The sequence below is a fragment of the Halococcus salifodinae DSM 8989 genome (assembly GCF_000336935.1).
Lineage (GTDB): Archaea > Halobacteriota > Halobacteria > Halobacteriales > Halococcaceae > Halococcus > Halococcus salifodinae.
Genome location: NZ_AOME01000012.1, coordinates 1 through 23,837, shown reverse-complemented (window position 1 = coordinate 23,837; position 23,837 = coordinate 1). Strand labels below are relative to the sequence as shown.

General features: G+C 64.4%; 23 protein-coding genes. 14 read left to right on the top strand and 9 right to left on the bottom strand.

The genetic code is table 11. The features are described from left to right. The first annotated feature begins 3 nt into the window (after positions 1-3). Both C450_RS01155 and C450_RS01150 read left to right on the top strand, forming a co-directional pair. Positions 4-1,059 carry an ABC transporter ATP-binding protein gene (locus tag C450_RS01155; protein WP_049909774.1) on the top strand — a complete coding sequence of 352 codons (1,056 nt, stop codon included), beginning with the start codon at positions 4-6 and terminating at the stop codon, positions 1,057-1,059. Continuing rightward, positions 1,056-2,060 (top strand): ABC transporter ATP-binding protein, encoded by a 1,005-nt coding sequence (locus tag C450_RS01150; protein WP_005038968.1) that lies wholly within the window; start codon positions 1,056-1,058, stop codon positions 2,058-2,060. The genes C450_RS01155 and C450_RS01150 overlap by 4 nt, the downstream gene beginning before the upstream one ends. A 55-nt stretch (positions 2,061-2,115) precedes the next feature. On the opposite strand, the gene C450_RS01145 is transcribed toward C450_RS01150, so the two are convergent. Continuing rightward, on the bottom strand, positions 2,116-3,303 hold the full coding sequence (locus C450_RS01145) for a M24 family metallopeptidase (RefSeq protein WP_005038965.1): 1,188 nt from the start codon (positions 3,301-3,303) through the stop codon (positions 2,116-2,118). 190 nt (positions 3,304-3,493) lie between these two features. Beyond that, positions 3,494-4,522, bottom strand: coding sequence for a proline racemase family protein (locus C450_RS01140; RefSeq protein WP_049909773.1), 1,029 nt, complete (start codon positions 4,520-4,522; stop codon positions 3,494-3,496). Positions 4,523-4,706: 184 nt separating this feature from the next. On the opposite strand from C450_RS01140, the gene C450_RS01135 reads away from it, so the two are divergent. The 6 genes from C450_RS01135 to C450_RS01110 all read left to right on the top strand — a co-directional run bounded on the left by C450_RS01135 (position 4,707) and on the right by C450_RS01110 (position 11,796). After that, positions 4,707-5,864 (top strand): NAD(P)/FAD-dependent oxidoreductase, encoded by a 1,158-nt coding sequence (locus tag C450_RS01135; protein WP_005038960.1) that lies wholly within the window; start codon positions 4,707-4,709, stop codon positions 5,862-5,864. A 98-nt stretch (positions 5,865-5,962) separates the two neighbouring features. Next, positions 5,963-7,126, top strand: a complete 1,164-nt coding sequence (locus C450_RS01130) for a pyridoxal phosphate-dependent aminotransferase (RefSeq protein ID WP_241430230.1) — start codon at positions 5,963-5,965, stop codon at positions 7,124-7,126. A 148-nt stretch (positions 7,127-7,274) separates the two neighbouring features. Then, positions 7,275-8,768 (top strand): sodium/proline symporter, encoded by a 1,494-nt coding sequence (locus tag C450_RS01125; RefSeq protein WP_005038955.1) that lies wholly within the window; start codon positions 7,275-7,277, stop codon positions 8,766-8,768. 90 nt (positions 8,769-8,858) lie between these two features. Continuing rightward, complete coding sequence (locus C450_RS01120; protein ID WP_005038953.1) at positions 8,859-10,391, top strand: aldehyde dehydrogenase family protein; 1,533 nt, start codon at positions 8,859-8,861, stop codon at positions 10,389-10,391. Between the two features lie 98 nt (positions 10,392-10,489). Next, positions 10,490-11,281, top strand: coding sequence for an SDR family oxidoreductase (locus tag C450_RS01115; RefSeq protein ID WP_005038951.1), 792 nt, complete (start codon positions 10,490-10,492; stop codon positions 11,279-11,281). A 167-nt stretch (positions 11,282-11,448) separates the two neighbouring features. Further along, positions 11,449-11,796 carry a cupin domain-containing protein gene (locus C450_RS01110; RefSeq protein ID WP_005038948.1) on the top strand — a complete coding sequence of 116 codons (348 nt, stop codon included), beginning with the start codon at positions 11,449-11,451 and terminating at the stop codon, positions 11,794-11,796. A 45-nt stretch (positions 11,797-11,841) separates the two neighbouring features. On the opposite strand, the gene C450_RS01105 is transcribed toward C450_RS01110, so the two are convergent. Then, entirely contained in the window at positions 11,842-12,624 is a 783-nt protein-coding gene (locus C450_RS01105) for a 2-amino-3,7-dideoxy-D-threo-hept-6-ulosonate synthase (protein WP_005038945.1), read from the bottom strand. 681 nt (positions 12,625-13,305) lie between these two features. Here C450_RS01105 and C450_RS01100 point away from each other — a divergent pair. Beyond that, positions 13,306-14,016, top strand: coding sequence for a hypothetical protein (locus tag C450_RS01100; RefSeq protein WP_005038943.1), 711 nt, complete (start codon positions 13,306-13,308; stop codon positions 14,014-14,016). 35 nt (positions 14,017-14,051) lie between these two features. On the opposite strand, the gene C450_RS01095 is transcribed toward C450_RS01100, so the two are convergent. The 3 genes from C450_RS01095 to C450_RS01085 form a co-directional block, all read right to left on the bottom strand. Then, positions 14,052-15,152 carry a glycosyltransferase gene (locus C450_RS01095; protein ID WP_005038940.1) on the bottom strand — a complete coding sequence of 367 codons (1,101 nt, stop codon included), beginning with the start codon at positions 15,150-15,152 and terminating at the stop codon, positions 14,052-14,054. Positions 15,153-15,633: 481 nt separating this feature from the next. Next, complete coding sequence (locus C450_RS01090; RefSeq protein ID WP_005038937.1) at positions 15,634-16,473, bottom strand: CPBP family glutamic-type intramembrane protease; 840 nt, start codon at positions 16,471-16,473, stop codon at positions 15,634-15,636. Between the two features lie 463 nt (positions 16,474-16,936). Further along, on the bottom strand, positions 16,937-17,989 hold the full coding sequence (locus C450_RS01085) for a glycosyltransferase family 4 protein (RefSeq protein ID WP_005038935.1): 1,053 nt from the start codon (positions 17,987-17,989) through the stop codon (positions 16,937-16,939). Between the two features lie 102 nt (positions 17,990-18,091). Between C450_RS01085 and C450_RS01080 the strand changes: the two genes are divergently transcribed. The 3 genes from C450_RS01080 to C450_RS01070 are packed head-to-tail and all read left to right on the top strand — an operon-like array spanning position 18,092 to position 19,624. Continuing rightward, positions 18,092-18,367 carry a ribonuclease P protein component 4 gene (locus tag C450_RS01080; protein WP_005038932.1) on the top strand — a complete coding sequence of 92 codons (276 nt, stop codon included), beginning with the start codon at positions 18,092-18,094 and terminating at the stop codon, positions 18,365-18,367. Positions 18,368-18,398: 31 nt separating this feature from the next. After that, entirely contained in the window at positions 18,399-18,650 is a 252-nt protein-coding gene (locus C450_RS01075; protein WP_005038931.1) for a YhbY family RNA-binding protein, read from the top strand. Continuing rightward, complete coding sequence (locus tag C450_RS01070) at positions 18,650-19,624, top strand: mechanosensitive ion channel family protein (RefSeq protein WP_005038929.1); 975 nt, start codon at positions 18,650-18,652, stop codon at positions 19,622-19,624. The genes C450_RS01075 and C450_RS01070 overlap by 1 nt, the downstream gene beginning before the upstream one ends. 49 nt (positions 19,625-19,673) lie before the next feature. Here C450_RS01070 and C450_RS01065 read toward each other — a convergent pair whose 3' ends face one another. Continuing rightward, positions 19,674-19,949: a hypothetical protein gene (locus tag C450_RS01065; RefSeq protein ID WP_005038927.1), complete on the bottom strand. Its 276-nt coding sequence runs from the start codon at positions 19,947-19,949 to the stop codon at positions 19,674-19,676. A 126-nt stretch (positions 19,950-20,075) separates the two neighbouring features. Here C450_RS01065 and C450_RS01060 point away from each other — a divergent pair, with 126 nt between their 5' ends. Next, positions 20,076-20,378 carry an EMC6-like membrane protein gene (locus C450_RS01060; protein WP_005038924.1) on the top strand — a complete coding sequence of 101 codons (303 nt, stop codon included), beginning with the start codon at positions 20,076-20,078 and terminating at the stop codon, positions 20,376-20,378. Further along, positions 20,378-22,189 (top strand): ribosome biogenesis/translation initiation ATPase RLI, encoded by a 1,812-nt coding sequence (locus C450_RS01055; RefSeq protein ID WP_005038922.1) that lies wholly within the window; start codon positions 20,378-20,380, stop codon positions 22,187-22,189. Before C450_RS01060 ends, C450_RS01055 begins: the two co-directional genes overlap by 1 nt. Before the next feature lie 56 nt (positions 22,190-22,245). On the opposite strand, the gene C450_RS01050 is transcribed toward C450_RS01055, so the two are convergent. Both C450_RS01050 and C450_RS01045 read right to left on the bottom strand, forming a co-directional pair. Beyond that, on the bottom strand, positions 22,246-22,938 hold the full coding sequence (locus tag C450_RS01050; RefSeq protein ID WP_005038921.1) for an AAA family ATPase: 693 nt from the start codon (positions 22,936-22,938) through the stop codon (positions 22,246-22,248). A 4-nt stretch (positions 22,939-22,942) separates the two neighbouring features. Next, a complete protein-coding gene (locus C450_RS01045) occupies positions 22,943-23,671 on the bottom strand; it encodes a hypothetical protein (protein WP_005038920.1) in 729 nt (242 codons plus the stop codon). Positions 23,672-23,837 lie beyond the last annotated feature (166 nt).

Here is a 23,837-nt window from a genome sequence, read left to right as displayed (position 1 = left end):
GATATGAACGAACCACTGCTCAGCATTCACGATCTGCAGGTTCACTTTCACACCGAGGACGGGACCGTCGAGGCGCTCGACGGCGTTTCGATGGATGTCGGCCGCGACGAGGTCCTCGGCGTCATCGGGGAATCGGGGTGTGGGAAGAGCGTCACCGCGCTTTCGACGATGGGGCTGCTTCAATCGCCGCCCGCGGAGATCGTCGGCGGGACGATCGAGTACGAGGGACGAAACCTCCTCGATCTCTCCCGGAAGGAGATGGATCAAATCCGCGGCAACGAGATCGCGATGATCTACCAGGATCCGATGACGTCGCTCAACCCCGTTCTGACCGTCGGTTCCCAACTGACCGAGCCACTTCTAACCCACACCGATCAGTCGGAGGCCGAAGCACGCGAGCGCGCAGTCGAGATGCTCGATGCGTGTGGCCTCGCGGACCCGGCCCGGCTGATGGAGCAGTATCCGAGCGAACTCTCCGGTGGGATGCGCCAGCGCATCGTCATCGCGATGGCGCTCGTCACGGAGCCACAGCTCCTGATCGCGGACGAACCGACGACCGCGCTCGACGTCACGATCCAAGCTCAGATCATGGACCTCCTCCGCGATCTCCAGGACCGCTTCGAGATGAGCGTCCTGTTCATCAGCCACGACCTCGGCGTCGTCAGCGACATCGCGGATCGGGTCGCCGTGATGTACGCCGGAACCGTCGCAGAACACTGCTCGGTGGCGGACCTGTTCGACAACCCGCTTCATCCCTACAGTCGTGCATTAGCCGAAAGCATTCCCTCGCTGGACACCACCACGGAGCGGCTCCCGACTATCGAGGGTGTCGTTCCAGACCTTCACGAGCCGCCGTCAGGGTGTCGGTTCTCGTCGCGGTGTCCCCAATACATCGGCGAAGTCTGCGACGCCCACGACCCTGAACTCACGCCGTGTGGCGAGAATCACGAGGTGTCTTGTCATCTCTATACGGACGTGAGCGAGGCGACGCCGCCGTGGCCGGTTTCCGATCCGTCGGTCAACGGCGCTAACGAAGTTCCAACGGAAGAAAATCCATGAGTGTTTACAAACCCGAGTCAGCCGATACGGCGAACGAGACGGTCCTCGAGGTAACGGATCTGAAAAAGTACTTCCCAGTAACCGGCGGTATCCTGAACCGCCACGTTTCGGACGTGAAAGCGGTCGATGGGGTGAACTTCGGTCTCGAATCAGGCGAGACACTCGGGTTGGTCGGCGAGTCGGGTTGCGGCAAGTCCACGCTTGGGAAGACCGTTCTCCGGCTCCATGACCCGACGGACGGTCGAATCGAGTTCCTCGGCACGGACATCACGAGTACGTCGCGATCGGAGCTCCGGGACGTCCGTCGGAACCTCCAGATCGTCTTTCAGGACCCTGCGTCGAGCCTCAACCCCCGGATGACCGTTGCGGAGCTCATTCAGGAGCCGATGCGGTCGCTGACTGACTGGTCGACGGACAAACGCGAGTCCCGGACGCTCGAGCTAATCGAGGAAGTCGGACTGAACGAGAGCCACCTCCGACGATCACCCCACGAGTTCTCCGGCGGTCAACAACAGCGCATCGCGATCGCGCGTGCGCTCAGCGTCAATCCCAGACTCGTCGTCGCGGACGAGCCGACGAGTGCGCTCGACGTGAGCGTTCAGGCGAAGATCCTGAACCTGATGGACGATCTTCAGGATACCTACGATCTGACGTATCTGTTCATCAGTCACGACCTCAGCGTCATCAAGCACATCTGCGATCGCGTCGCGGTCATGTACCTCGGCGAGCTCGTCGAAGTCGCCCCGACGGACCGGCTGTTCGACGACCCGAAACATCCCTACACCCAGTCGCTGCTCTCGGCCGTGCCGCGAGCGTCCGCTCAGTCGAGCGACGACCGGATCGTGCTCGAAGGCGACGTGCCGAGCCCGGAATCACCGCCCTCGGGCTGTCGGTTCCATACCCGGTGTCCGAAGTACATCGGTGAGGTCTGCGAGGACGAAACGCCCGAACTCGACGAGATCGAGTCGAACCACTGGTGTGCGTGTCACCTCCACGACTGAGCGTTGGACCGTCGGATGGCGGTGAACGCAGTCGTTGCTCGTGTCGCCGTTACGTTTAGTCCGCGGCAGATTCGCTGCGACCGTCTGCCTCCTTCTCGCGGGGCGTGATCCGACAGGGGTACTCGACGAGGTTCTCGATGCCGTCGTCCGTGACGAGAACGAGATCTTCCAGCCGCACGCCCCCTCTTTCGGGGTCGTACACGCCCGGCTCGATCGTGACGACGTGGCCCGGTTCGAGGCGTGCGTCGGTCGAGAAGAAGGGTGGCTCGTGAAGCGCGGCCCCGACCCCGTGGCCCGTCCCGTGATAGAGCCCCACGTCGACGTCGCCGGTCGCGAACCCGTTCGCCTCGACGACATCGACGATCGTCGCGTGGACCTCGTTCGCCGGGATTCCGGGTGCGTCGTCGAGTCGGTCGAGGCCGGCGTCGAGCGCGGCGGCGACAGTCTCGTACGCCTCGCGTTCCCATTCCGGCACCGTTCCGGGGACGAACGTCCGCGTCATGTCCCCGAAGTACCCGTCGGGACCCCGCGGCCCCAGATCGATCAACACCGTCTCAGTCGGTCGGATGATATCGTCGCCGTTGTAGTGGAGATCGGCGCAGCTCGGTCCCGCCCCGACGACGGTGTTGCCGACAGCCGCGGCCCCCTGTCTCGCGAGTGCCGCGTTGATCGCGCGCCGGAGCCGCTCGGTGGTGAGCGGTTCGTCCTCCCAGCACAGCTCCTCGCCCGATGGCGTCGCGTCGGCGAGGATCGCCTCCGCTCGGCGCATCGCCGCCTGTGTGGCGGCCTCCGTTCGACGGAGCCACTCGATCTCCAAGGCGGTCTTCCGTTCCCGACTCGTTTCGAGCGTCGACGTCGTGACGATCTCGTAGCCGACCGACGCGAGTTCTTGGTACGCGTGGTGGGGGAGCGAGGCCGGGACGAGCACGCGCGACGATGAGGGGGCGTCGATCACGTCGGTGGCACGGGCGACGGCCGACGGACGGTCGCTGCCGGCTTCGGTCACAGTGTCCCCAGGAAACTCCCGGCGCGCCTGATCGCCGAACAGGGCGGGCGCACAGAGCGTCGCCTCGCCGCCGGCATAGACGAACGCGTACTCTCGGTCGGGACCGTCGAAGCGCGTCAGATACTGGAGCATCGGGTCGTGTTCGTCACCGATGTGGACGTATGCAGCCGCGTCCTGCTCGTCGAGTTCGGTTTCGATGGCTCCGTAGTTCGGGGTCGGCCGCTCGGTGCGTGACATACACCCGTGGTTGCCGGGCCAGTCCTAAATGCGTTCGTCCGTGCGACGACGATTTTCGACGGGATTCGTGGTGGCAGTTCGGAACCATGAGCATATCGAAGTCCTCGTTCGCTGCGATCAACGCATCGACGAGCCGCCGGGTGGCGGCCGGATGACGGCAGGGTGATCGGCGGTCGTGGGAGCGGAACGCTCACCGGAGCACGAACCCCTCGTCGAACGGGTCCGCCGGATCGACGACGAACTGGTGTCGGCCGGTGATATGTGCGGAACCTTCCACACGTGGTCGAACCGCGTCATATTCGCCGAAGTCGGTAGTTTCCATGTACGAACCCGCGAACGTCGAGCCGACGATGCTCTCGACCACGAACCGTTCTCTCCTGTCGAGCTCGCCGGCCGCGGCACGGAGCGCGACCCGGCCGCTGACGCCCGTCCCTGTGGGACACCGATCGACCTCGCCGTCGGCGAACACGCAGACGTTCCGGCTGTCGGCGTCGGTGTGGGCGTCACCCGTCAGGATCGTGCCGTAGAGGAAGCCGAGATCGTCCTCGTAGGGATGCTCGATCTCGACGGCGTCGTCGACCGCGCGCGTGACCGTCGTCCCGATCTCGATCAGGTCTCGGAACTCGGCCGGCGTGAGGTCGACGTCGAACTGGCCGGCGTCGCAGTACGCGTAGAACGCGCCGCCGAACGCAACGTCGAACTCGATCGTTCCCCACTCCGGAACGCTCACGGTCTCGTTTCTGGCGACGACGAACGACGGCACGTTCGTGAACTCGACCGCGTCGACCCGGTCGCCGTCGCGCTCGATCTCGGCGACCACGAGCCCGGCCGGGGTGTCGATCGCGATCTCGTTCTCGACGTCCGGGAGGTACTCGGTCTCGGCGGCGATCGTGGCGAGCGCAACGATTCCGTGGCCACACATCGTGCTGTACCCCTCGTTGTGCATGAACAGTACGCCGAAATCCGCGCGCTCAGTGTCCGGTGCGGTCGGGATCGCGCCGTACATGTCGGCGTGCCCGCGGGGCTCCCAGATCAGGGCCTTGCGGTACGCGTCCAGTTCGCGTTCCACGTACCGGCGCTTTTCGAGGACCGTGTCGCCCACGAGCGGCGGCAGTCCGTCGAGCACGACCCGCAGCGGCTCCCCGCCAGTGTGCGTATCGATCGTTTCGATCGTCGTCCAGTCGGTCGGGGGATGCCACTCCACACCGTCCGTCGTCATGGTTCGCTCGCACTCACTCCGCACTCGGCCGTATCGATTCTCGCGTGTACCATGCCCGTCGCGTACTCGACGCCGGTGTATATATCTGTGGCCGTGGCGGGGGCAGCGGGCGGCAGTCAATGTGGCGCGAGCCCACGGCACGGCGACCACACGAATTATGTACACCGGTCGAAAAGAGAGTTCCATGCGGGTGAGTATCATCGGCGGCGGGATCGTCGGGCTGGCCGCCGCCCACTACCTCGGTCAGCGCGGCGTCGACGTGGTCGTCCTCGAGAAATCCACTCTCGGATCGGGCAGCACCGACCGAGCGAACGGCGGCATCCGTGCCCAGTTCTCCTCGCCGGTGAGCGCACACCTCTCACAGGAGAGCATCGCGGTCTGGGAGCGTTTCGAGGAGCTGTTCGGCACCGAGATCGGCTACCGTCGGCCGGGCTATCTGTTCCTCGCGCGGCGTGAATCGACCGCCGAGCGGTTCCGCGAGAACGTCCGCCAGCAGAACCGTCTCGGGGTCGACAGCGAGTTCCTGACGCCCGCGGAAGCCGAGGATCGGTGTCCCGAGCTCCGGACCGAGGAGTTCTGCGGGGCGACGTACCGCGCGGCCGACGGGTTCGCGGACCCCCACCTCGCGCTCCAGGGGTTTTCGGCCGCAGCGAACGAGGCCGGTGCAGAGATCCGAACCGGCGTCGCGGTGACCGACGTGCTTCAGAAGGGGGCGGGCGACCGCGTGACCGGCGTCCGCACCGACGAGGGGACGATCGAATCGGAGTACGTGGTGAACGCGGCGGGTGCGTGGGCGAGCCGGATCGGCGAGATGGTCGGTCTCGATCTCCCGATCGTTCCACGGCGACGCCAGCTCATGGTGGCCGATCCCGAGATCCCGGTCGGTTCCTCGATACCGTTCACGATCGACCACGATCGGGGCGTCCACTTCCGCCCCGAGCGCGACGGCGGTGCGGTCGTCGGTGGTCACTTTGCGGACGCCGACCCGGCGATGGACCCGAACGACTACCGGAAGAAGATGGATCTCGACTGGGCCGCCGAGACGATCGAGGCGGCCGCCGACTGCGCCGACTACTTCGGCCCCGACTCGCGGGTCAAGCGCGGCTGGGCCGGGCTCTACGCGGTGACGCCCGACCATCACCCCATCCTCGGCGAGACGCTGCCGGGGTTCGTGACCGCGGCAGGGTTCTCGGGCCACGGGTTCATGCAGGCCCCCGCGACCGGCCAGCTCGTCGCGGAGCTGATCGACGAGGACGAGCCATCGCTGGTCGATGTCTCGTCGCTGGAAGCCGACCGGTTCGATCGTGGCGTCCACCTCGAAGAGGGCACCGTCATCGACTGACCGGACGATGAAACGGCTGCGGCCCGATCATGTGGGCTGCGGCTCGATCGTGTGTCGATGGTGGTGGTTTTATTATCGCCGGTGTGGAGGAGCGACACATGGTGGATGCCGACCGCGCAGCCAGTCGTATGGAGCGAGTCCCGTTCTCGGGCATCAGGGACGTCTTCGAGGAGTGCGACCGACTCGAACGTGCGGGTCGGGACGTCGTCCACCTCGAAATCGGCCGACCGGACTTCGACACGCCGGCTCCGATCGGGGACGCGGCGCGCGAGGCGCTCGCCGACGGCCACGTCCACTACACCTCGAACTACGGGATCGAACCGCTCCGGACGGGGATCGCGGATAAACTATCGGCCGAGAACGGGATCGAGTACGACCCGGACAGCGAAGTCGTGGTGACGACGGGCGCGACCGAGGCGGTGCTCGTCACGATGCTCGCGCTTGTCGAACCCGGGAGGGAGGTCCTCGTCCCCGATCCGCGGTGGACGTACGGGCCGATCACCTCGCTCGCGGGCGGCGAACCCGTCCCCTACCGACTCGATCCGGCGACGGGATACCAGCCCGACCTCGACTCGCTCCGGGCGGCGGTCTCGGAGCGAACCGAACTCCTCGTACTGAACAGCCCGCACAACCCGACCGGCGGGGTCGTGAGCGAGGGCCGCCTCGACGCGATCGCCGACTTCGCCGTCGACAACGATCTCCTGGTGCTCTCCGACGAGATCTACGAGAAGATCCGGTACGACGACCACGACCACCACAGCCCGGCCGCGCGGGACGCACTGTTCGACCGGACGATCACGATCAACGGGTTCTCGAAGGCGTACTCGATGACTGGCTGGCGACTCGGCTACCTCGCCGCTCCTGCCGAGCTGGTCGATCCCATCGTCCGCGTCCGCCAGTACACGACGACGTGTGCGCCCTCGCTCTCCCAGCACGCAGGCGTCCGTGCGCTGGAGAGCGGGCTCCACGAGCCGATGGTGGAGGCGTTCGCCCGCCGTCGCGAGCGCGTGCTCGAACGGATCGACGCGATTCCCGGGATGTCGTGCCCGGCCCCCGCCGGCGCGTTCTACGCGTTCCCCACCACGCCCGCCGGCCACCCCGACGCGGAAGCGTTCGTCCACTCGCTGCTCGCGGACACGAGCGTCGCGTTCGTCCCCGGCACCACGTTCGGCGACGCCGGCGAGGGTCGGTTCCGGATCGCCTACGCCAACTCGCTCGACCGGATCGACGAGGCGTTCGACCGACTCGAAGACTGGCTATAGCCCCAAACGATCGAGAAGACACCTCAGAGACTGCTTTTCGCCCGAACACGACGACCGCGACGGGTAATTTTCAGCTCCTCTATCGGGAATAACGATCACTAATTATATGTGGGGAGGTGTGGTACCGATGCCCGGAGGCACGCAACACATGGTACAAGCAGGTGCGTACACAGCCGTCGGCTTGGTCGGCTACTTGCTGGTGGTCGTGGTCATCGGCTACTGGGGATCGAAGAAGGTCAGCTCCGAGGAGGACTTCTTCCTCGGCGGCGAACAGCTTCCTGGGTGGGCGCTCGCGCTCTCCGAACGGAGCTCCGGGATGTCGGGCTGGCTGCTGCTCGGGATTCCCGGGTTGGCGTGGTCGGCGGGGCTGTCGTCGGTCTGGGTGCTCGTCGGCACGGCGGGCGGGGCGATCGTCCAGTGGCTCATCTTCGCACGGCCGTTCATGGAGGGCCGCAAGGAGACGGGAGCGATCACGCCGATCGGGCTCCTCGCGGAAAAGATGCCGACCGACTCCCCGATCGTGCGCCTGCTGCCGGCGCTGGTGACGTTTCTGTTCTACATGGGCTACGTCGGTTCGCAGTTCCTCGCCGGTGGGAAGATCCTGGAGCAGATCTTCGGAATCGCACCGTTGACTGGACTCCTGATCGTCGCGGCGCTGATCATCCTCTACTCGCTCGCGGGCGGGTTCCTCGCGGTTGTCTGGACCGACGCGATGCAGGCACTCCTGATGATCTTCACGCTGATCGTGCTGCCTGGCGTCCTGCTCGCGGGGGTCATCACTGATCCCAACCAGTCGCTGATGGGTGGGCTTGCGGCCTCGGGCGGCGGCCGAGCGTCGTGGTTCGGCGGCAAGAGCGGTGCGGCGGCGCTCGTCCTGCTCGGCGCGAACCTGAGCTGGCTCTTCGCGTACTTCGGTGGCTATCCCCACCTGAACGTCAGGATGATGGCACTCCGCAGCGATCGGGATCGCCGGACGGCGATCGTCGTGGCGTCGGTCTGGGGCGTGCTGACCGCCATCGGTGCGGTGCTCCTCGGGCTCCTGACGCGCGTCCTCCACGGCGCACCCCAGACGGTCGTGACCGACCGCGAGATGGTGCTACCGTTCATGGTGCTCGAACACACTCCCGGACTGCTCGGCGGGGTGTTGCTCGCTGGCGCGCTCGCCGCGATGATGTCGACGGCGGACTCCCAGCTCGTCGTGGCGAGCTCCGCCGCCGCACAGGACGTGTACAACAAGGTCGTCACGAAGAACCGCGAGTTCAGCGAGGCGACTCGACTCCGGATCTCCCGGATCGCGACGCTGCTCGTGGGCGCGGTCGGGCTGACCATCGCGATCTCGGTCGAGAACCTCGTCTACACCCTCGTGAGCTACTCCGCGACCGGGCTGTTCTCGGCGTTTGGGCCGGCGTTCACGCTGCTGTTCTTCTGGCGTGATCGGTTCTCGAAGGCTGGACTCGTTGCCGCGTTCGTCGTCGGTCCGGTCGCCACCGTGCTCTGGATCACGCTCGGACTGACCTCGATCGTCACCGTCCGGCTCGTCGCGCCGCCCATCGGCTTCGCCGCCGCGATCGCCGCCTCGTTGCTCTGGCCGCGCGAGAAGCCGACCGAGGCGACCACCGGGACGCCGGCCGCCCAGGACTGATCCCCACACCGCCGGCCGACACCCGACTGCCGGGGAGCGCACCCATCCAAACCTTCATTAAGAGGGCTGTCGAACCGGCGACTGCACACCATGAGTCAGCAGCTCAGCGAGCCGTCGCAACACTACGTCGACGGCGAATGGACCGACGGCGAGGGGACCGAAACGTTCGAGAGCACCAACCCGGCGACGGGCGAGACGCTCGGCGAGTTCCAGCGTGGGACGGACGCCGACGTCGATCAGGCGCTCGCGGCCGCCGACGAGGCCTTCGAGGAGTGGAGCGCGCTGTCGTACACCGACCGCGCGGAGTACCTCTGGGACATCTACCACGAGCTCAAGGACCGTCACGACGAGCTCGGTGAAGTCATTACCAAGGAGTGCGGGAAGGAGATCTCCGAGGGGAAAGCCGACGTGACCGAGGCGTGGCATATGGTCGAATGGGCCGCCGGCAACGCTCGCCATCCCCACGGCGACGTCGTGCCGTCCGAAATCCCTGGCAAGGACGCCTACATGCGTCGGAGCCCTCGTGGCGTCGTGGGCTGCATCACGCCGTGGAACTTCCCGGTCGCAGTCCCGTTCTGGCACATGGCGGTCACGCTGGTCGAAGGCAACACCGTCGTCTGGAAACCCGCCGAACAAGTGCCGTGGTGCGGGCAGGTCATCGCCGAGATGTTCGCGGAGAGCGGCATCCCCGACGGCGTGTTCAACATGGTCCAGGGCTACGGCGACGCCGGCGAGACCATCGTTGACGACGACCGCGTGGACACCGTGCTGTTCACCGGGTCGGCAGACGTCGGTCAGGAGATCGCCTCTACTGTTGGTAGCGAGCCCGGAAAACTTGCGGCGTGTGAGATGGGTGGCAAGAACGGCATCGTCGTCACCAGCGAAGCCGACCTCGACACCGCAGTTCACTCCGCGGTGATGAGCTCGTTCAAAACCACCGGACAGCGCTGCGTATCGAGCGAACGGCTCCTCGTCCACGAGGATCGCTACGACGAGTTCAAAGAACGCTTCGTCGACGCCGCAGAGGACGTTGCGGTCGGCGACCCCCTCGAAGAAGACACGTTCATGGGGCCGCTGATCGAGCCCGATCACCAAGAGAAGGTCACCGACTACAACGACCTCGCACGCGACGAGGACGTCAACGTGCTCGTCGACCGCGCGGACCTCGACGACGAGGAGATTCCGGCGGGTCACGATGAGGGTCACTGGATCGGGCCGTTCGTCTACGAGGCCGACCCAGAGGACGACCTCCGCGTAACTCACGAGGAGGTCTTCGGCCCCCACGTCGCTCTCCTGAAGTACTCCGGTGACATCGAGGACGCCGTCGAACTCCACAACGACACCGAGTACGGGCTCGCGGGCGCGATCATCTCCGAGGACTACCGCGAGATCAACTACTTCCGCGACAACGCCGAAGTCGGGCTCGCCTACGGCAATCTGCCGTGTATCGGTGCCGAGGTCCAGCTGCCCTTTGGCGGCGTCAAGAAGTCGGGCAACGGCTACCCCAGCGCACGCGAGGTCATCGAGGCCGTCACCGAGCGCACCGCGTGGACGCTCAACAACTCGGAGGGTATTCAGATGGCACAGGGACTGTCGGCCGACATCCTGACCGACGAGGACTGAGCGCCGACGAGGAGTTCTCCGTCCGTCGTTTTCCGATTCGCGCTCCACGCTGGAGCAACAGAACGACTAAGTGGCGGGCGACCACGGTTTCGACTGCTATGAGTCTCGACGTGGCGGACGACGTGGCACTGGTGACAGCATCGAGCAGCGGTCTCGGGCGTGCCTCGGCAGCGGTGCTCGCCGAGGAGGACGCGAACGTGGTGCTCAACGGCCGGGACGAGGACCGACTCGACGAGGCCGTCGCGGAGCTCGACGCGCTCGGCGAGGGCAGCGTGGTCGGCGTCGTTGGCGATCTCACTCGAAAGGAGGACGTCGAAGCGCTCGTGACGGCGACCGTCGAGGAGTTCGACGGACTCGATCATCTCGTGACCAGCGCCGGCGGACCGCCGAGCGGCCCGTTCATGGAGACCGACGACGAGGACTGGTATCACGCGTTCGACCTCCTCGTGATGAGCGTGGTTCGATTGGTCCGCGAGGCCGCTCCGCACCTCCAAGACGGCGACGGCGGCACGATCGTCACCATCGCCTCCCGAAGCGTCAAGGAGGCCATCGACTCGCTGGTGCTCTCGAACTCGGTCCGGATGAGCGTCGTCGGGCTCGAAAAGACGCTCTCGAAGGAGCTCGCCCCGGAGGTCCGAGCGAACGCGGTGCTGCCCGGCCCGCACGAGACGAGCCGGATCGAGGAGCTCGTCGAGCAGTCGGTTGAGCGCGGCGAGTACGACTCCTACGAGGAGGGCCTCGCCGCACGCGCCGAAGGAATCCCGCTCGAACGCATCGGCGAACCCCGGGAGCTCGGCGAGGTCGTCGCCTTCCTCTGCTCGCCCCGGTCGAGCTATCTCAACGGCGTCTCGATCCCGATCGACGGCGGTGCGGGTGCTGCGAACCTCTGATCGGGGATCGCCGATCGACCGTCGCTCGGTCGCCCGTCGATCGATGACCCGTCGCTCGATCACCCGTCGATCGGTGAGCCGTTCGGCTGCTCGTTCGAGCGGCAGCCGGTACCGTGGTCGGGTCCACAATATTCAATAGTGATGGGAACGATGCGTTGACGAAGCACATGAGAAACGTTGATTTCGCCGCGGCGGAGACGTACGAGCCGGACGAGGGCTGGCGTCGAGTCTCACTCGCCGGCAGCGACCAGTTCACCTTCGAGTGGTTCGAGAAGCCGCCGGGCCACTCCTCACCGATGCACGACCACGAGAACGAGCAGGTCTGCGTCGTGCTGGAGGGTGAAATCACCGTCCACACCGAGGAGGATTCGGCGACGCTCGAACGCTTCGACTCGGTCCACCTCGAAGCGTGGGAGTCCCACCGGGTCGAGAACACCGGCGACGAGCGGGCGGTCGCCATCGACGTCTTCGCTCCGGGACGTAGCTTCGACTTCTGGACCGACCGCGAGGAGTGACGGCTCCGCGCCGACCGCTATCGCAGTTTTCGAATGGCGGCCGGCTTACAACTCAGCCCGATCGAGGGCGTCGTCGACCGACCGGTCGTCGTGGACCACGGCTGTGACCGCGCGCGTCATCGCTTCGGGATCGTCGTGCTGGAAGACCGTTCGCCCGATCGAGACGCCAGCCGCACCCGCGTCCATCGCCCCGCGGACGTTTTCGAGCGTCGCTTCGTTCCCTTCGGGATCGCCGCCGGCCATGATGACGGGGAGGCTCGTCGCCTCGGTCACACGTTCGTAGCTCGCCGCGTCGCCGCTGTAGGCCGTCTTCGCCACGTCCGCGCCGGCCTCCTCCGCGAGCCGTACCGCGTGGGCGAGACGCTCGGGATCACTCTCGTCGACCCCCGGGCCACGGGCGTAGGTCATCGCGAGCACCGGCATTCCGTACTCGGCGGCGGTTCGCGTGACCTGCGCGAGCTGTTCGAGCTGCTGCGGTTCGGAGTCGCTCCCGACGTTGACGTGGAGCGAGACCGCGTCCGCACCCGCACGGATGGCCTCGGTGACCGTTCCGGTGAGTCGCTTGTCGTTGGTGTCCGGCCCCGTCGTGGTCGACGCGTTCAGGTGGACGATGTAGCCGGCCCCGTTCTTGTTGGGGTGGACCCGCGGCGCGATCCCTTTCTGGGTCAGCACGCTGTCCGCGCCACCGCGGGTCACCGCGTCGATCGTCGCCTCGATCCGGCGGAGGCCGTCGACCGCGCCGAGCGTGATCCCGTGATCCATCGGCACGTTCACGATGCGTCCGTCTGTCCCGATCCTGTCGAGCCGCGCAGTAACGCCGACTGTCATCGATTGTCTCACCGTGCTGTTCCCTATAAGTTGTTCCGGCTCGGACCGACGATCCACCTTCGTGGCGAACTGTGATCCACGGCCGGAACCGAACCAACCGCGATATCGATTAGAGAAAAGTACTCGATATCTGTCTGTACGACTCTCGCGAAGGCCAGCGATCGATATCTCGACCGTTCACTATCGAGCGGTTTCGATGGGAGCATCGAACCGTGACGAGAGGGGACGAAGCGTGGTACTGAACAGTTATGATCGGACTCTATCGGTGTACTCTACTCACGATCCACGACTATTTCTGCCAGTACCCGAGCTGATGTACCGATTCCAAACCTAGAAAAGAGGGAAATGAAGCAATGCGAATCGACTATTTGGGATGTGGCCGTCGACATGCCGTCGCTTGGACACGGCTGCTGACCATCGTCACGAGTGTACCTATATCTGTTCGAACTCGATCGTGTCTCGTGTTGAAATGCGGTTTCGTACTCCCATTTCGATATCATCGGGGTGGCCACTGACCACGATGCCCAATGCGGTCTCGAAACATCGGGAATCTCTTTCTGATGGGTGTTGGGTGCTGATCGGTCGTCGCTCGTGACGGGGTGACGATCGGAGCAGTGCGTCGGCGTGCCGTGTTCCGAGCAAACCGCAAGGCACAGTATCCGCGCTCGAATCACTTCGGGTATGACACTCGGCGTCGCCTCGGTCCTCCGCGAGTCGCTCCGGCGGCTGGCGACCGGACCGGCGTTGCTCCTCCTCCTCGCGTTCGCCGTCGTCCAGACACTTGTTGCGCTGCTCGCAGGGCCGGTCTATCGCATCGTGCCCGACGCGGTGCTCTCCGGGTCCGGCGACCCGTTCACGCTCACGCTCGATCCCGTTCCGGTGATCGGGCTCGCAGTCGTCTGTGTGGTCGCGGGCTACGTCGGGCTGGTCACAATCAGGGTGTTCGCGACTCGGTGGGGGGTCGTCGAGCGCGAGCACCTGACTCGCGGGGTCGCGCCGGCGCTCGCGAACTGGCTCGTCGGCGCGCTCGTCGTGGCCGTCCTCGTCGCGATCGGCCTCGTCGTCCTGATTGTACCTGGCGTGTTCGTCCTCGGCGCACTCCTGCTCGCGCTGCCGTTCGTCGCGGTCGAGGACGCGAACGCTGCGTCCGCACTCCGACGGAGCTGGACGGCCACCGACGGCCACCGGACGACGCTGCTCGGGATCGCGATCGCCGTGCTGCTGATCGATGCGGTCCTGTTCGCCGTCTCGGTGGTTCTCGCGACTGCACTCACCGGGTCGCTCGCGCCGCTCGGGCTGTTCGCCGGGGCGATCGCGGTCGCGATCGCGTTCGTCCTGCTCTGGATCGCGATGGCGCGCACCTACGCGAGCCTCAACGGCGCGTCTGCCTGACTCGATCTCGGCCGATCACGTCACTGCACGTCGTCTCACTCCACCGTATCGTACACCGCCGCGAGCGCGTCGACCGCGCGCTCAACACTCATCGATTCACGCTGTGAGAGGCAGTTTTCGGCCAGCCGATCACGGTCGGCGAGCGCGCGATCGAGCGCAGCGCGAAAGCCTGCGACGTCGCCGCGGTCGTAGTGATAGCCCGTCACGCCGTCGTCGATGGTTTCGACGAGCGCGCCCGCCTCGACACCGACTACGGGCGTCCCGCAGGCCATCGCTTCGAGCGCGACGAGGCCCTGCGTCTCGACCGGACTCGGAAAGCCGAACACGTCGAGCGCGGAGTAAAACGATGGGAGATCGTCACGGTCGAGAAAGCCGAGAAAGCGAACGTCGACGTCGCGTTCGGCGACCTCGGCTTCGAGCGTTTGACGTGCGGGACCGTCGCCACCGAACACCAGCGTGACATCGGTGCCATCGACCGCTGCCACGAGATCCGAGAGCTGCTTCTCGAAGCCGTGACGACCGGTGTAGCCGATGAGGGGTCGCTCTCCCGCCGCGGGGAGATCGTGGCGCTCGCGGAACGCTGCGGTGTCGGTCGGCGAGAACCGATCGATGTCGATCCCGTTGGTGACCACGGAAACGGGCCCGATACCGCGCGCTTCGAGCGCTGTTTTGGTCGTGTCGCTCGGCGCGATCACCCGGTCGGCGCGGTCGAGAAACCACCGCTCGTAGGCGTTGCCCGCGCGCGCGACGCCGTTCATCAGCCACCCTTCCGCGAGATAGCCGGCGTACTCCGCCGCGGGCGTGTGATACGACGCGACGAGTGGCCGGTCGGTCCGGCGGGCGAGTCGGAGTCCGGCGAGGCCGACACCGAACGGGGTGTGTGCGTGGACGATCTCTGCCTCGCGAACGTCCTCCGGCACCGTCGGCGCACCGATCCGGTACCCATCGTAGAACGGAAAGGAGACGCTTCGAACGGGGTATTCGCTCGTCTCGGGATCGTGGTCGCTGTCGGGATAGATCACGTCCATCCGGCCGCCCCGCTCGCTCCAGTGCTCGCGCCACGCCCTGATGGTGTACGTGACGCCGTTCACCGTCGGGAGGTAGGTGTCGGTGAACGCGGCGACGTGTGGTGGCATCCCCGGACGGTTCTGGGAGGGAGCAGTAAGCCGTTGTGACTTCGGCGTCGGTAACGCCGTGTCCGTCCCGTTCGCAATAGTTCATAGATCTGACAAGTGTGGGCTGCTGGGTTCGTTGCAGAGTGAAAACACCGCCCCTGGCGTGAGCGCGACAACGAGAACGACGAGGCCGAGAGCGAGCTTACCGAACTCCGCAAGGAGATCCGTACTCTCCATTGGCTTCGTCCAACGCTGGGGATCTGAAATTGATTGTGGCCTCTCCGGAACACGTCCAACCGCTCCTGATTTCGGGCTCGGAACTATTGCACTCCGTGCAAGACGGGCCCGTATTGCGAGACGGAACTAGCCGTGTCAGGTGCGCGTGCTTTGGAACGCGGACAGAACGCTCGGTTTCTCGGGTCCCATATCTTTCCTCACGGGTTGGGATAGCCGGCTTTCAGCGAGTCTGCAACCACGTGACTGGTGGCGGGGCCGGAGGGGTCTATTCGTCGAGCAGGTCGATGTGGTTTTCAGTCGGTGGAAGTCGTTCCGCGAGTCGTTCCTCTCCGTAGAAGTTCGCGACCCAGAGCGCTGGAACCGTCCAGACAGCCAGTGTGACGAGCTGCATCGCGAGAATCGGCGTACTCGAAGTGGCGAGTCCGGTTTGGATACCGGCACTGAGTACGGTGGCAACCAAGACGCTTCCGTTCGTACTGTTGTAGATGTATGTGAGGAGAACGGAGAAAACGATCACTGCCGGCACGTACACGAACATCGAGAACGTAGAGAGGACTGAACCCGGGAACAGCAACTGTGGTAGGCTCCAGACCGCCCACGCAACACCGAGAACGACGCTCGCGACCAGCGCGTTGAATCGCCGCTGGAGCCGTGGAAGCGCGAACCCACGGAACCCTGCTTCGAGACCGAATGCAGTGATAACGAAACTGATGAAAACGGGGGCGTATCCGGGAGCGGTGCGAAACGGGTTCTGCCACGGTGCGTTGATGAGCAACGCCGAGGCGATTACGACGCCGACACTGCAAAGCAACGGAAGCAACAGCGCGAACCCATACCAGTATGGAGCGACTCGCCAGCGGCCGATCTGGCTCGCCCACGACCGGAGATCACCACCAGCGAGCCAAACGAGAACTACCGCAGCGAACAAGGGGCCAAAATGTGGGACGAAACCGAAGAGATAGAACACGAAGCCCAAACCGAAGGAGACGAACGGCTGATACGGTACGACGAGCTGCAAGCCCCACAGCGACCACGAAACCCCGACACTCAACAAAAAGAAGCTCACAACCGGACGACTCCGTACGGTTCGACGCAACTCGTTCATCTGCTCTCAATCGAAGGCCGAGCGTAATAATCGTGGGGGCATGACTATCGCTCGTATTCGGTTCAGCCCTTTGTCGAGCGATTCGACCCCTACGTTTCTGCACTGACAACTCCACAGAGCTCCTCACGGTTCCTTCACGCCGGAGCGCTGCTGGCTCGCGCCGAACACCGGTGACACCCACTGCGAGCGAATGCGACAGCTGCTCGCCACCCATCCGGTGCTGGCTGCCCCGAGCGGTGGCTCACATTCTCCGACCGTTCCAAACGACTCGAACGCCGACCCATCGAACGTCGGTGAAGCTGGAGGTGAGAATCGCGAGCCAGCGGCGTGGTTCCGGAGTCGGGGACCGGCCTGATCGATCCGATCGCTCGTCGACTTCCGTCGAGCCGGAATCCTCGTGGTTTCACGCGATCGTCCTGATCCGGTCGTCGTGGTCGCCGTTGCCGTGTCGTGTCGGGAGTGGCTACTGTCCCACGAGGTCGCGGTAGATCGACGAGAGCTCTTCACCGACCCGCTTCAGACTGTGTTCGGCGGCGGTTTCGCGCGCGTTCGTGCCGAGGCGCTCGCGGAGCGCACGGTCGTCGGCGAGGCGATCGATCGCCGCGCGGAACTCCGCTTCACTACCGCATTTCAGGCAGTCCTCGCCGTGGGTGAAGAACTCCTCGAACACCGGAATGTCGCTGATGACGACCGGTTTGCCACACGCCATCGCCTCCAGCACGACGAGGCCCTGATTCTCGTCTTTCGTCGGGAAACAGAACACGTCGCCAGCGCCGAACGCGCCGCGCTTGTCGTCGACCCACCCGGTGAAGGTGACGTTCTCGGGAGGGTCGCTCGTCCAACGCTTCACCACCGACGAGCCGTGCGGTCCCGTATCATAGGCCCCGAACCACGCGAACTCGTGGTCGGTGGCCTCTGCCAGCCGGCAGAACGTCGTGAGGCCCTTGCGTTCGAAGACGCTGCCGACCGCAAAGACGACCGTGCCGTCGAGATCGTATCGATCGCGGTACTCCTCGCGCAGCGATTCGTGGCCCGTGAGCGCGTCGCGGTCGACGCCGTTAGTGATGGTTCTGATGGGTACGTCCACGGGGTAGTCTTCGAGCAGGCCCTTCGTGTACTGACTCGGACACAGCACGAGGTCGGCCAGCGAGTAAAACCACCGGAGGTAGCGGCCGAGTGCGGGGGCAACCTGCGACGAAAACCGGAACGACTCGCCGAAGTCCTCGGCGGTCATGTGGGCGTGGAGTACCAGCGGAGTACCGGATCTCCGGGCGTGACGCGCGACCGCGAGGCTCCCTGGACCGGGCGCGTGACAGTGTGCGAGGTCGTACTCGGCAAAACACCCCTTGCCTGACGCGAACGACTTCGCGGCCGCGGGGAGGTCCCCACCGCGCCACGGCGATGTCACGACCGCGACGTCGGTGGCGTCGAGCGCCTGGCGCTGCTGGGCGGCGGCGGTGGCCCAGCCGCTACGCTGGAGTGGTCCTTCGAGTTCGAGGTAGTTGAGCGCGCGCACATCCGAGGCGTGACGGCGGGCCGAATAACTCCACCGGAACGCGAAGGCAAGACCGATGTACGCCGGCGGTGAATCCCCGGCCGAACGGCTCCGACCGCAACGATGACTCTCGCCGACGAACGTATCGAACGTCTCCACGCGCTCGCCGCCGACGCCGCGAGCGCTGGCCACGACGATCGCGCGCGGGAGTACGTCCGGCTCGCGCGCCGGGTCGCCGAACGGAACCGTCGGTCGCTACCCCGCCGGTTCAAGCGTTTCTCGTGTGACGCCTGCGACGCCTACCTCCGGCCGGGGCGGAACTGTCGGGTCAGGACCCAGGACGGCCACGTTGTTCTCACGTGTGATTGCGGTTCGCAGGCACGCTACCCGTATAGATAGGCTTACGTCCGCCGGGTGACGACGGCCGGCTATGACAAAGGACGAGCGAACGCTCAAGAAGCGTGCGCAGACCACCGACGCCACGCTCCGAGTCGGGAAAGGCGGTGTCGACGCGGTTGCTGACGAACTCGAAAGCCAGCTCCGCGATCGCGATCTCGTGAAGGTGAAGTTCCTCCGCGCGGCGCGCGGCGGGACGACGACCGACGAGCTGGCCGACCGGCTCGCGGCCCAGGCCGGGGCCGACGTGATCGAGACACGAGGCAACACCGCAACGTACTATTAATGCGTGCTGGCGTGTCGGGATGGCTGTTGCAGTTGGGACAGTCGGCAGGCGACGGGACCGACGGGAACACGACCGGGAACGTCACCGTCGAGGGGATCGGGCCGGTCGGTCAGCTGCTGCGCGAGTTCGGTATTCCGTATCCGAAACTTCTCGGTGCGGCGATCTCGTTCGTGGTCGCGCTGTTCGTGACCTACGCGCTCGGCCGAGCGATCGTCGTTCCGCTGTTCGGCCGGGCGCTCGACCGTCGTGGTCTCGATGCCCACGAGCGAAAGCCGATCCAGCGACTCCTGAAAATCCTGCTCTTCTTCGTCGCGCTCGCGATCGCGTTCAAGGCCGCTCGCCTTAGCGGCTTTCTGACGTCGATCACGGCGATCGCGGCGGCCGGAACGCTGGCGATCGGGTTCGCGCTCCAGGACACCCTTGCGAACTTCGTCGCGGGGGCGTTCATCTACGCCGATCGGCCGTTCCGGATCGGCGACTGGATCGAATGGCCCGGCGGGAGCGGAACCTACGCCGGCGTGGTCGAGGACATCACGTTCCGTGTCACACGGGTCAGAACCTTCGACAACGAACTCCTCACGGTGCCGAACGCGGTGCTCACTGGCGGCGTGATCAAGAACCCGGTGGCAAGCGAGGAGCTCCGTCTCCAGTTCACCTTCGGCATCGGCTACGAGGACGATATCCAGACAGCGACCGATATCATCGTCGAAGAGGCCGAGAAACATCCCGATATCCTCGACGATCCCACGCCCACGGTGCGGCTGAGCACCGACAGCGCGCTCGCGGATTCGTACGTCGGGCTCACCTCGCGCTTCTGGATCGCCGATCCGAACCGAGCGGATTTCCTGAAGATCCGCGGCGAGTACGTGACAGCGGTCAAGAAACGCTTCGACGACGCCGGGATCGACATCCCATTCCCACAGGTCGATCTCTCGGGCACCGTCGATGTCGAAAACGGCTCACAGTTCGAGTAGGGCCTACGGTTCGAGTGGAACGATCGGGCGTGCGGCGTTCGTCGGCGCGTCAGTCGTCGCAGACGACCGGTTCGGCGCAGGCGTCCGGGGACGTCTCGGCCGTGATCTCGTAGAGGTTCTGTCTGGCGTCGGCGAAGTAGACGTCCTCGTCGACCACTTCGATCCCTTCGAGACGTTCGAGGGCGTACCGGACGGTACGGGCCGAGAGCATCGACTCCTCGACGATCCCTTTCTGGGTCAGCGCGCCGTTGTATTCGAGTACCTTGTAGACCAGCTTCGCGCTCGGCGGGAGATCGACCAGCCCCTCCGCGTCGGTTTCACTCATTGCCGAAACGCACGCACGCGACGTGCATAAAGGTGCGGTCCGGGCGACGGAAACGCCGCACTGATGGCCGTATTCGCGGTTCGACGAGAGCGAACGGCTTTTGAGCGCGCGTCGCCGAGTCGATGTATGTCGACCGAGACCGTAGACGAGCGGGCCGGTCATCGCCGGAGTCTGACGGTCCTTTCCCTCACGACGCTTTCCGGTATCGCGGCCGCGCTCGTCTCCGCGACGCTCGCAAGCGCCGCGACGGACACCATCGGGCTCTATCCGCTCGCCGGCGCGATCGTTCTCCAGCTACCGCTGTTGCGCCTCCTCGGCGTCGATGTCGAGGACTTCGGCGTGAAAGACAACCTCTACGTCGCGTTCATGACGTTCTCGCTGTGGTTCGTGACGTGGGCGATCCTCCTGACGACCGGGGCCTCGCTGTAATGGCCGACGATTCGATCGCGGTGGTCGATCTCGATAGCTGCCAGCCCGACCGGTGTAACTACGAGTGTGCGAACTACTGCCCGCCCAACCGCACCGGCAAGGAGTGTATCACCACTCGGGGCGAGGACGCCGACGAGGGCGATCCCGATCAGATCCGGATCTCCGAGGAGATCTGTCTCGGCGAGACCTGCGGGATCTGCGTCGAGAAATGCCCCTTCGACGCGATCGAGATCATCAACCTTCCTCAGGAACTCGAAGACGATCCCGTCCATCGCTACGGCGACAACGCCTTCTCGCTCTACGGGCTGCCTGCCCCTCAGGAGGGCCGCGTGACCGGAATTCTGGGACCGAACGGGATCGGGAAGACCACCGCCGTCCGCATCCTCGCCGACGAGATCACGCCGAACCTCGGCCAGTGGGACGACGAACCCGACTGGGACGCGGTGATGGACGAGTATCGTGGTACCGAACTCCAGAACTACCTCGAAGAGCTCCAGGAGGGATCGGTGACGGTCGCGCGCAAACCACAGTACGTCGACCGGATCCCCGATCGATTCGACGGCAACACCCGCGAACTCCTCGAACACACCGACGAGCGTGGCGTCCTCGACGACCTCGTCGAACGGCTCTCGATCGGGCCGGTGATGGACCAGCCGATCGACTCGATCTCCGGGGGCGAGCTCCAGCGGGTCGCGCTCGCGGCGACGCTCGCTCGCGAGGCCGACTTCTACTTCCTCGACGAGATCACGCCGTATCTCGACATCGGTCAGCGGATGACCGCCGCGCGACTGATCGGCGAGCTCACGGGAACGGATCGGTCGGTGCTCGTGGTCGAACACGACCTCGCGATCCTCGACCTTCTCGCCGATTCGCTCCACGTCGCCTACGGCGAACCCGGAGCCTACGGCGTTGTCACCGGCCCGAAATCGGTGAAAAACGGGATCAACGAGTATCTCGCGGGCTACCTCGAAAACGAGAACATGCGAATCCGCCCGAACGCCATCGAGTTCGAGGAACACGCCCCGCGGACCGCGGCCGCGAGCAGCCCGCTGGTCGAGTACCCCGACCTCACGAAATCCTACGGCGACGGCGAGTTTTCCTTGACTATCGAGGGCGGCACGATCAACGAGAACGAGGTGCTCGGCGTGGTCGGACCCAATGGGATCGGGAAATCGACCTTCGCGGAGCTTCTCGCGGGAGAGCTCGAACCCGACGAGGGCAGCGTCGACGCTCGACTGGACGTCGCGTACAAACCCCAGTACATCGAGATCGACCAGCCGATGCGGGTCGACGCCTTTCTCTCCTCGATCACGAACGACTTCGGGAGCTCCTACTGGGACACCGAGATCGCTCAGCCGCTCCAGCTCGAACGCATCATGGAGCAGAACCTCACCGACCTCTCGGGCGGGGAGCGCCAGCGCGTCGCGATCGCGGCCTGCCTTTCCGAGGACGCCGACCTCTACGTGCTCGACGAGCCATCGGCCCACATGGACGTCGAGCAGCGCGTCCAGGCCACCTCGGCCATCCGGCGGTACACCGAGAACCACGACGCTACGGCGCTCGTGATCGACCACGACATCTACATGATCGACCTGCTCGCCGACCGACTCCTGGTGTTCGATGGCGAGCCCGCCGCATCCGGCCACGCCGGTACGCCCGTCGGGATGCGCGAGGGGATGAACAGCTTCCTCGCCGATCTCGACGTCACCTTCCGGCGCGACGAGCGCGTCGGTCGGCCGCGGATCAACAAGCCTGGCAGCCAGCTCGACCGCGAGCAGAAACGGCAGGGCGAGTACTACTACGCGCCCTAAATAGTCGCTCGCATCGGACTTCGGCTCATACCTCGCGCACAGTATTAATTTGGAGGCTATGTTGGATTGTAGCCGTACTTCTGACTTCGTCTATGGAACGCATCCCGTCCGCCTTCAAGAATCTGCTGTACTTTCTGCCTCACGGTTGGTTCGTCGATCGAGCCCCGCGTCGTAAAGTGACCTTGACCACCCGATGATGACAGTACGACAATCTGCTCAGCGTCGCCGAGAACCGGAATATTCGCATTGTGAGTGGCTGTAATGACTTGTCGTTCACGCTTTATCGAGCGAAGCAGTCGAACAACGGACGAGTAAATGAATTTGTTGTCGAGCATGTCTTCTGGCTGATCAATGACGAGTGGAACAGCTCGTTCAAGCATAGCAATCGAGAGCAGTGCCGTACACCGTTGACCATCTGACATTTCAGAGAGAGGTTTCCACCCGTTGTCACCTTTGATCTGTATAATTGGCTTGTCTTCAATCTCTTTCGCTTCCAGTTCGTAGAGGTTCTCTCGAAGGGGCGGGTGATTAACAACGTTTTCGGCGGCGGTCTCAGTAAGTCCTTCCTCGGTTAGGGTCCCTACCTGTCGTGACTCAACGATCGATGCCAGTTCTCGTGGAGAGAAGCTCTCGGCCAGCTTCCGTCGATCACGGTTCTGCACATTCGAGCCAGTGAGCGTCTCTTTCAACCATGTTGTGTACCGCTCTCTGTTCGACTTTTCATCCAGTTGAACCCGAACCTCATCCATTTCGTTATTGATCCGCTACACCTTGCCGGCGAAGTGAAGTAACCTCCGCTCGGGCATCGCTGAGTTTATCGAGCAATGTCTCTCGTTCTGTTTGTAGGTCTTCGATCTCACTCTGTACTTCTTCAAGCTCTCGTTCAGTTTCTCGAAGTGCATTTTCCTCCGCCTTAAGATTGAAGTATTCGTGAATGTCGACGCCGATTTCGTCCTCGATTTCAGCTGCCAGCTCCTGTAGGTCGTCTTTTCGTTGCTCGTTCCTACTTTCCCATCGCCCGTGTAGTTCCGTAATCTTCTGTTCGGCTTCGTTAAGCGCCTCGACCATCTCCTGCTTGTGATGTTGCAGCCGTGTCTCGCTCGTTTCGAGCGCCTCGAACGCGTCTGCTAGTAGTTCGTCGTTCGGCGAATCGTCCATCTTCTGAGTGATACCGAGTTCGCTCGAGATCGATAGTTCCTCGATATCGCCATGCACTGAGGAAACCGCGTCGGTAATTCGATGGAGCATCTCTCCCTCCTTTTCCCAGTCCTCACCGCCTTCAACATACTCAGAGACGCCTTTATTTTCCAGCGTTCGTATGTTCTCACGAAGCACCTCAACGTTCTGTAGCTCGGATTCGTACTCTTCGGCGCGATCGCGTGCCAGTCGCAACTGCTTACCGTTCTCCGAGAGGTTATCTTCTATCCTTCGAACCTCTTCAAGCGACTCATGGAGTTCGAAATACGAGTCGAGAAGTTCCATCTGTGACCTACGATCTCGTGTCAACTCAAGCAGTTCGCGCTGACTGTAGATCTCAATGTCGAAATACTGCTCTTTGAACGGCTGTGTTGAATCACTAGACGGCGGCAGGATGGGTCGCTAAATCAAAGGCGCTGAAGCGGGAGACTTGAGTTAGCCATGACGCAAA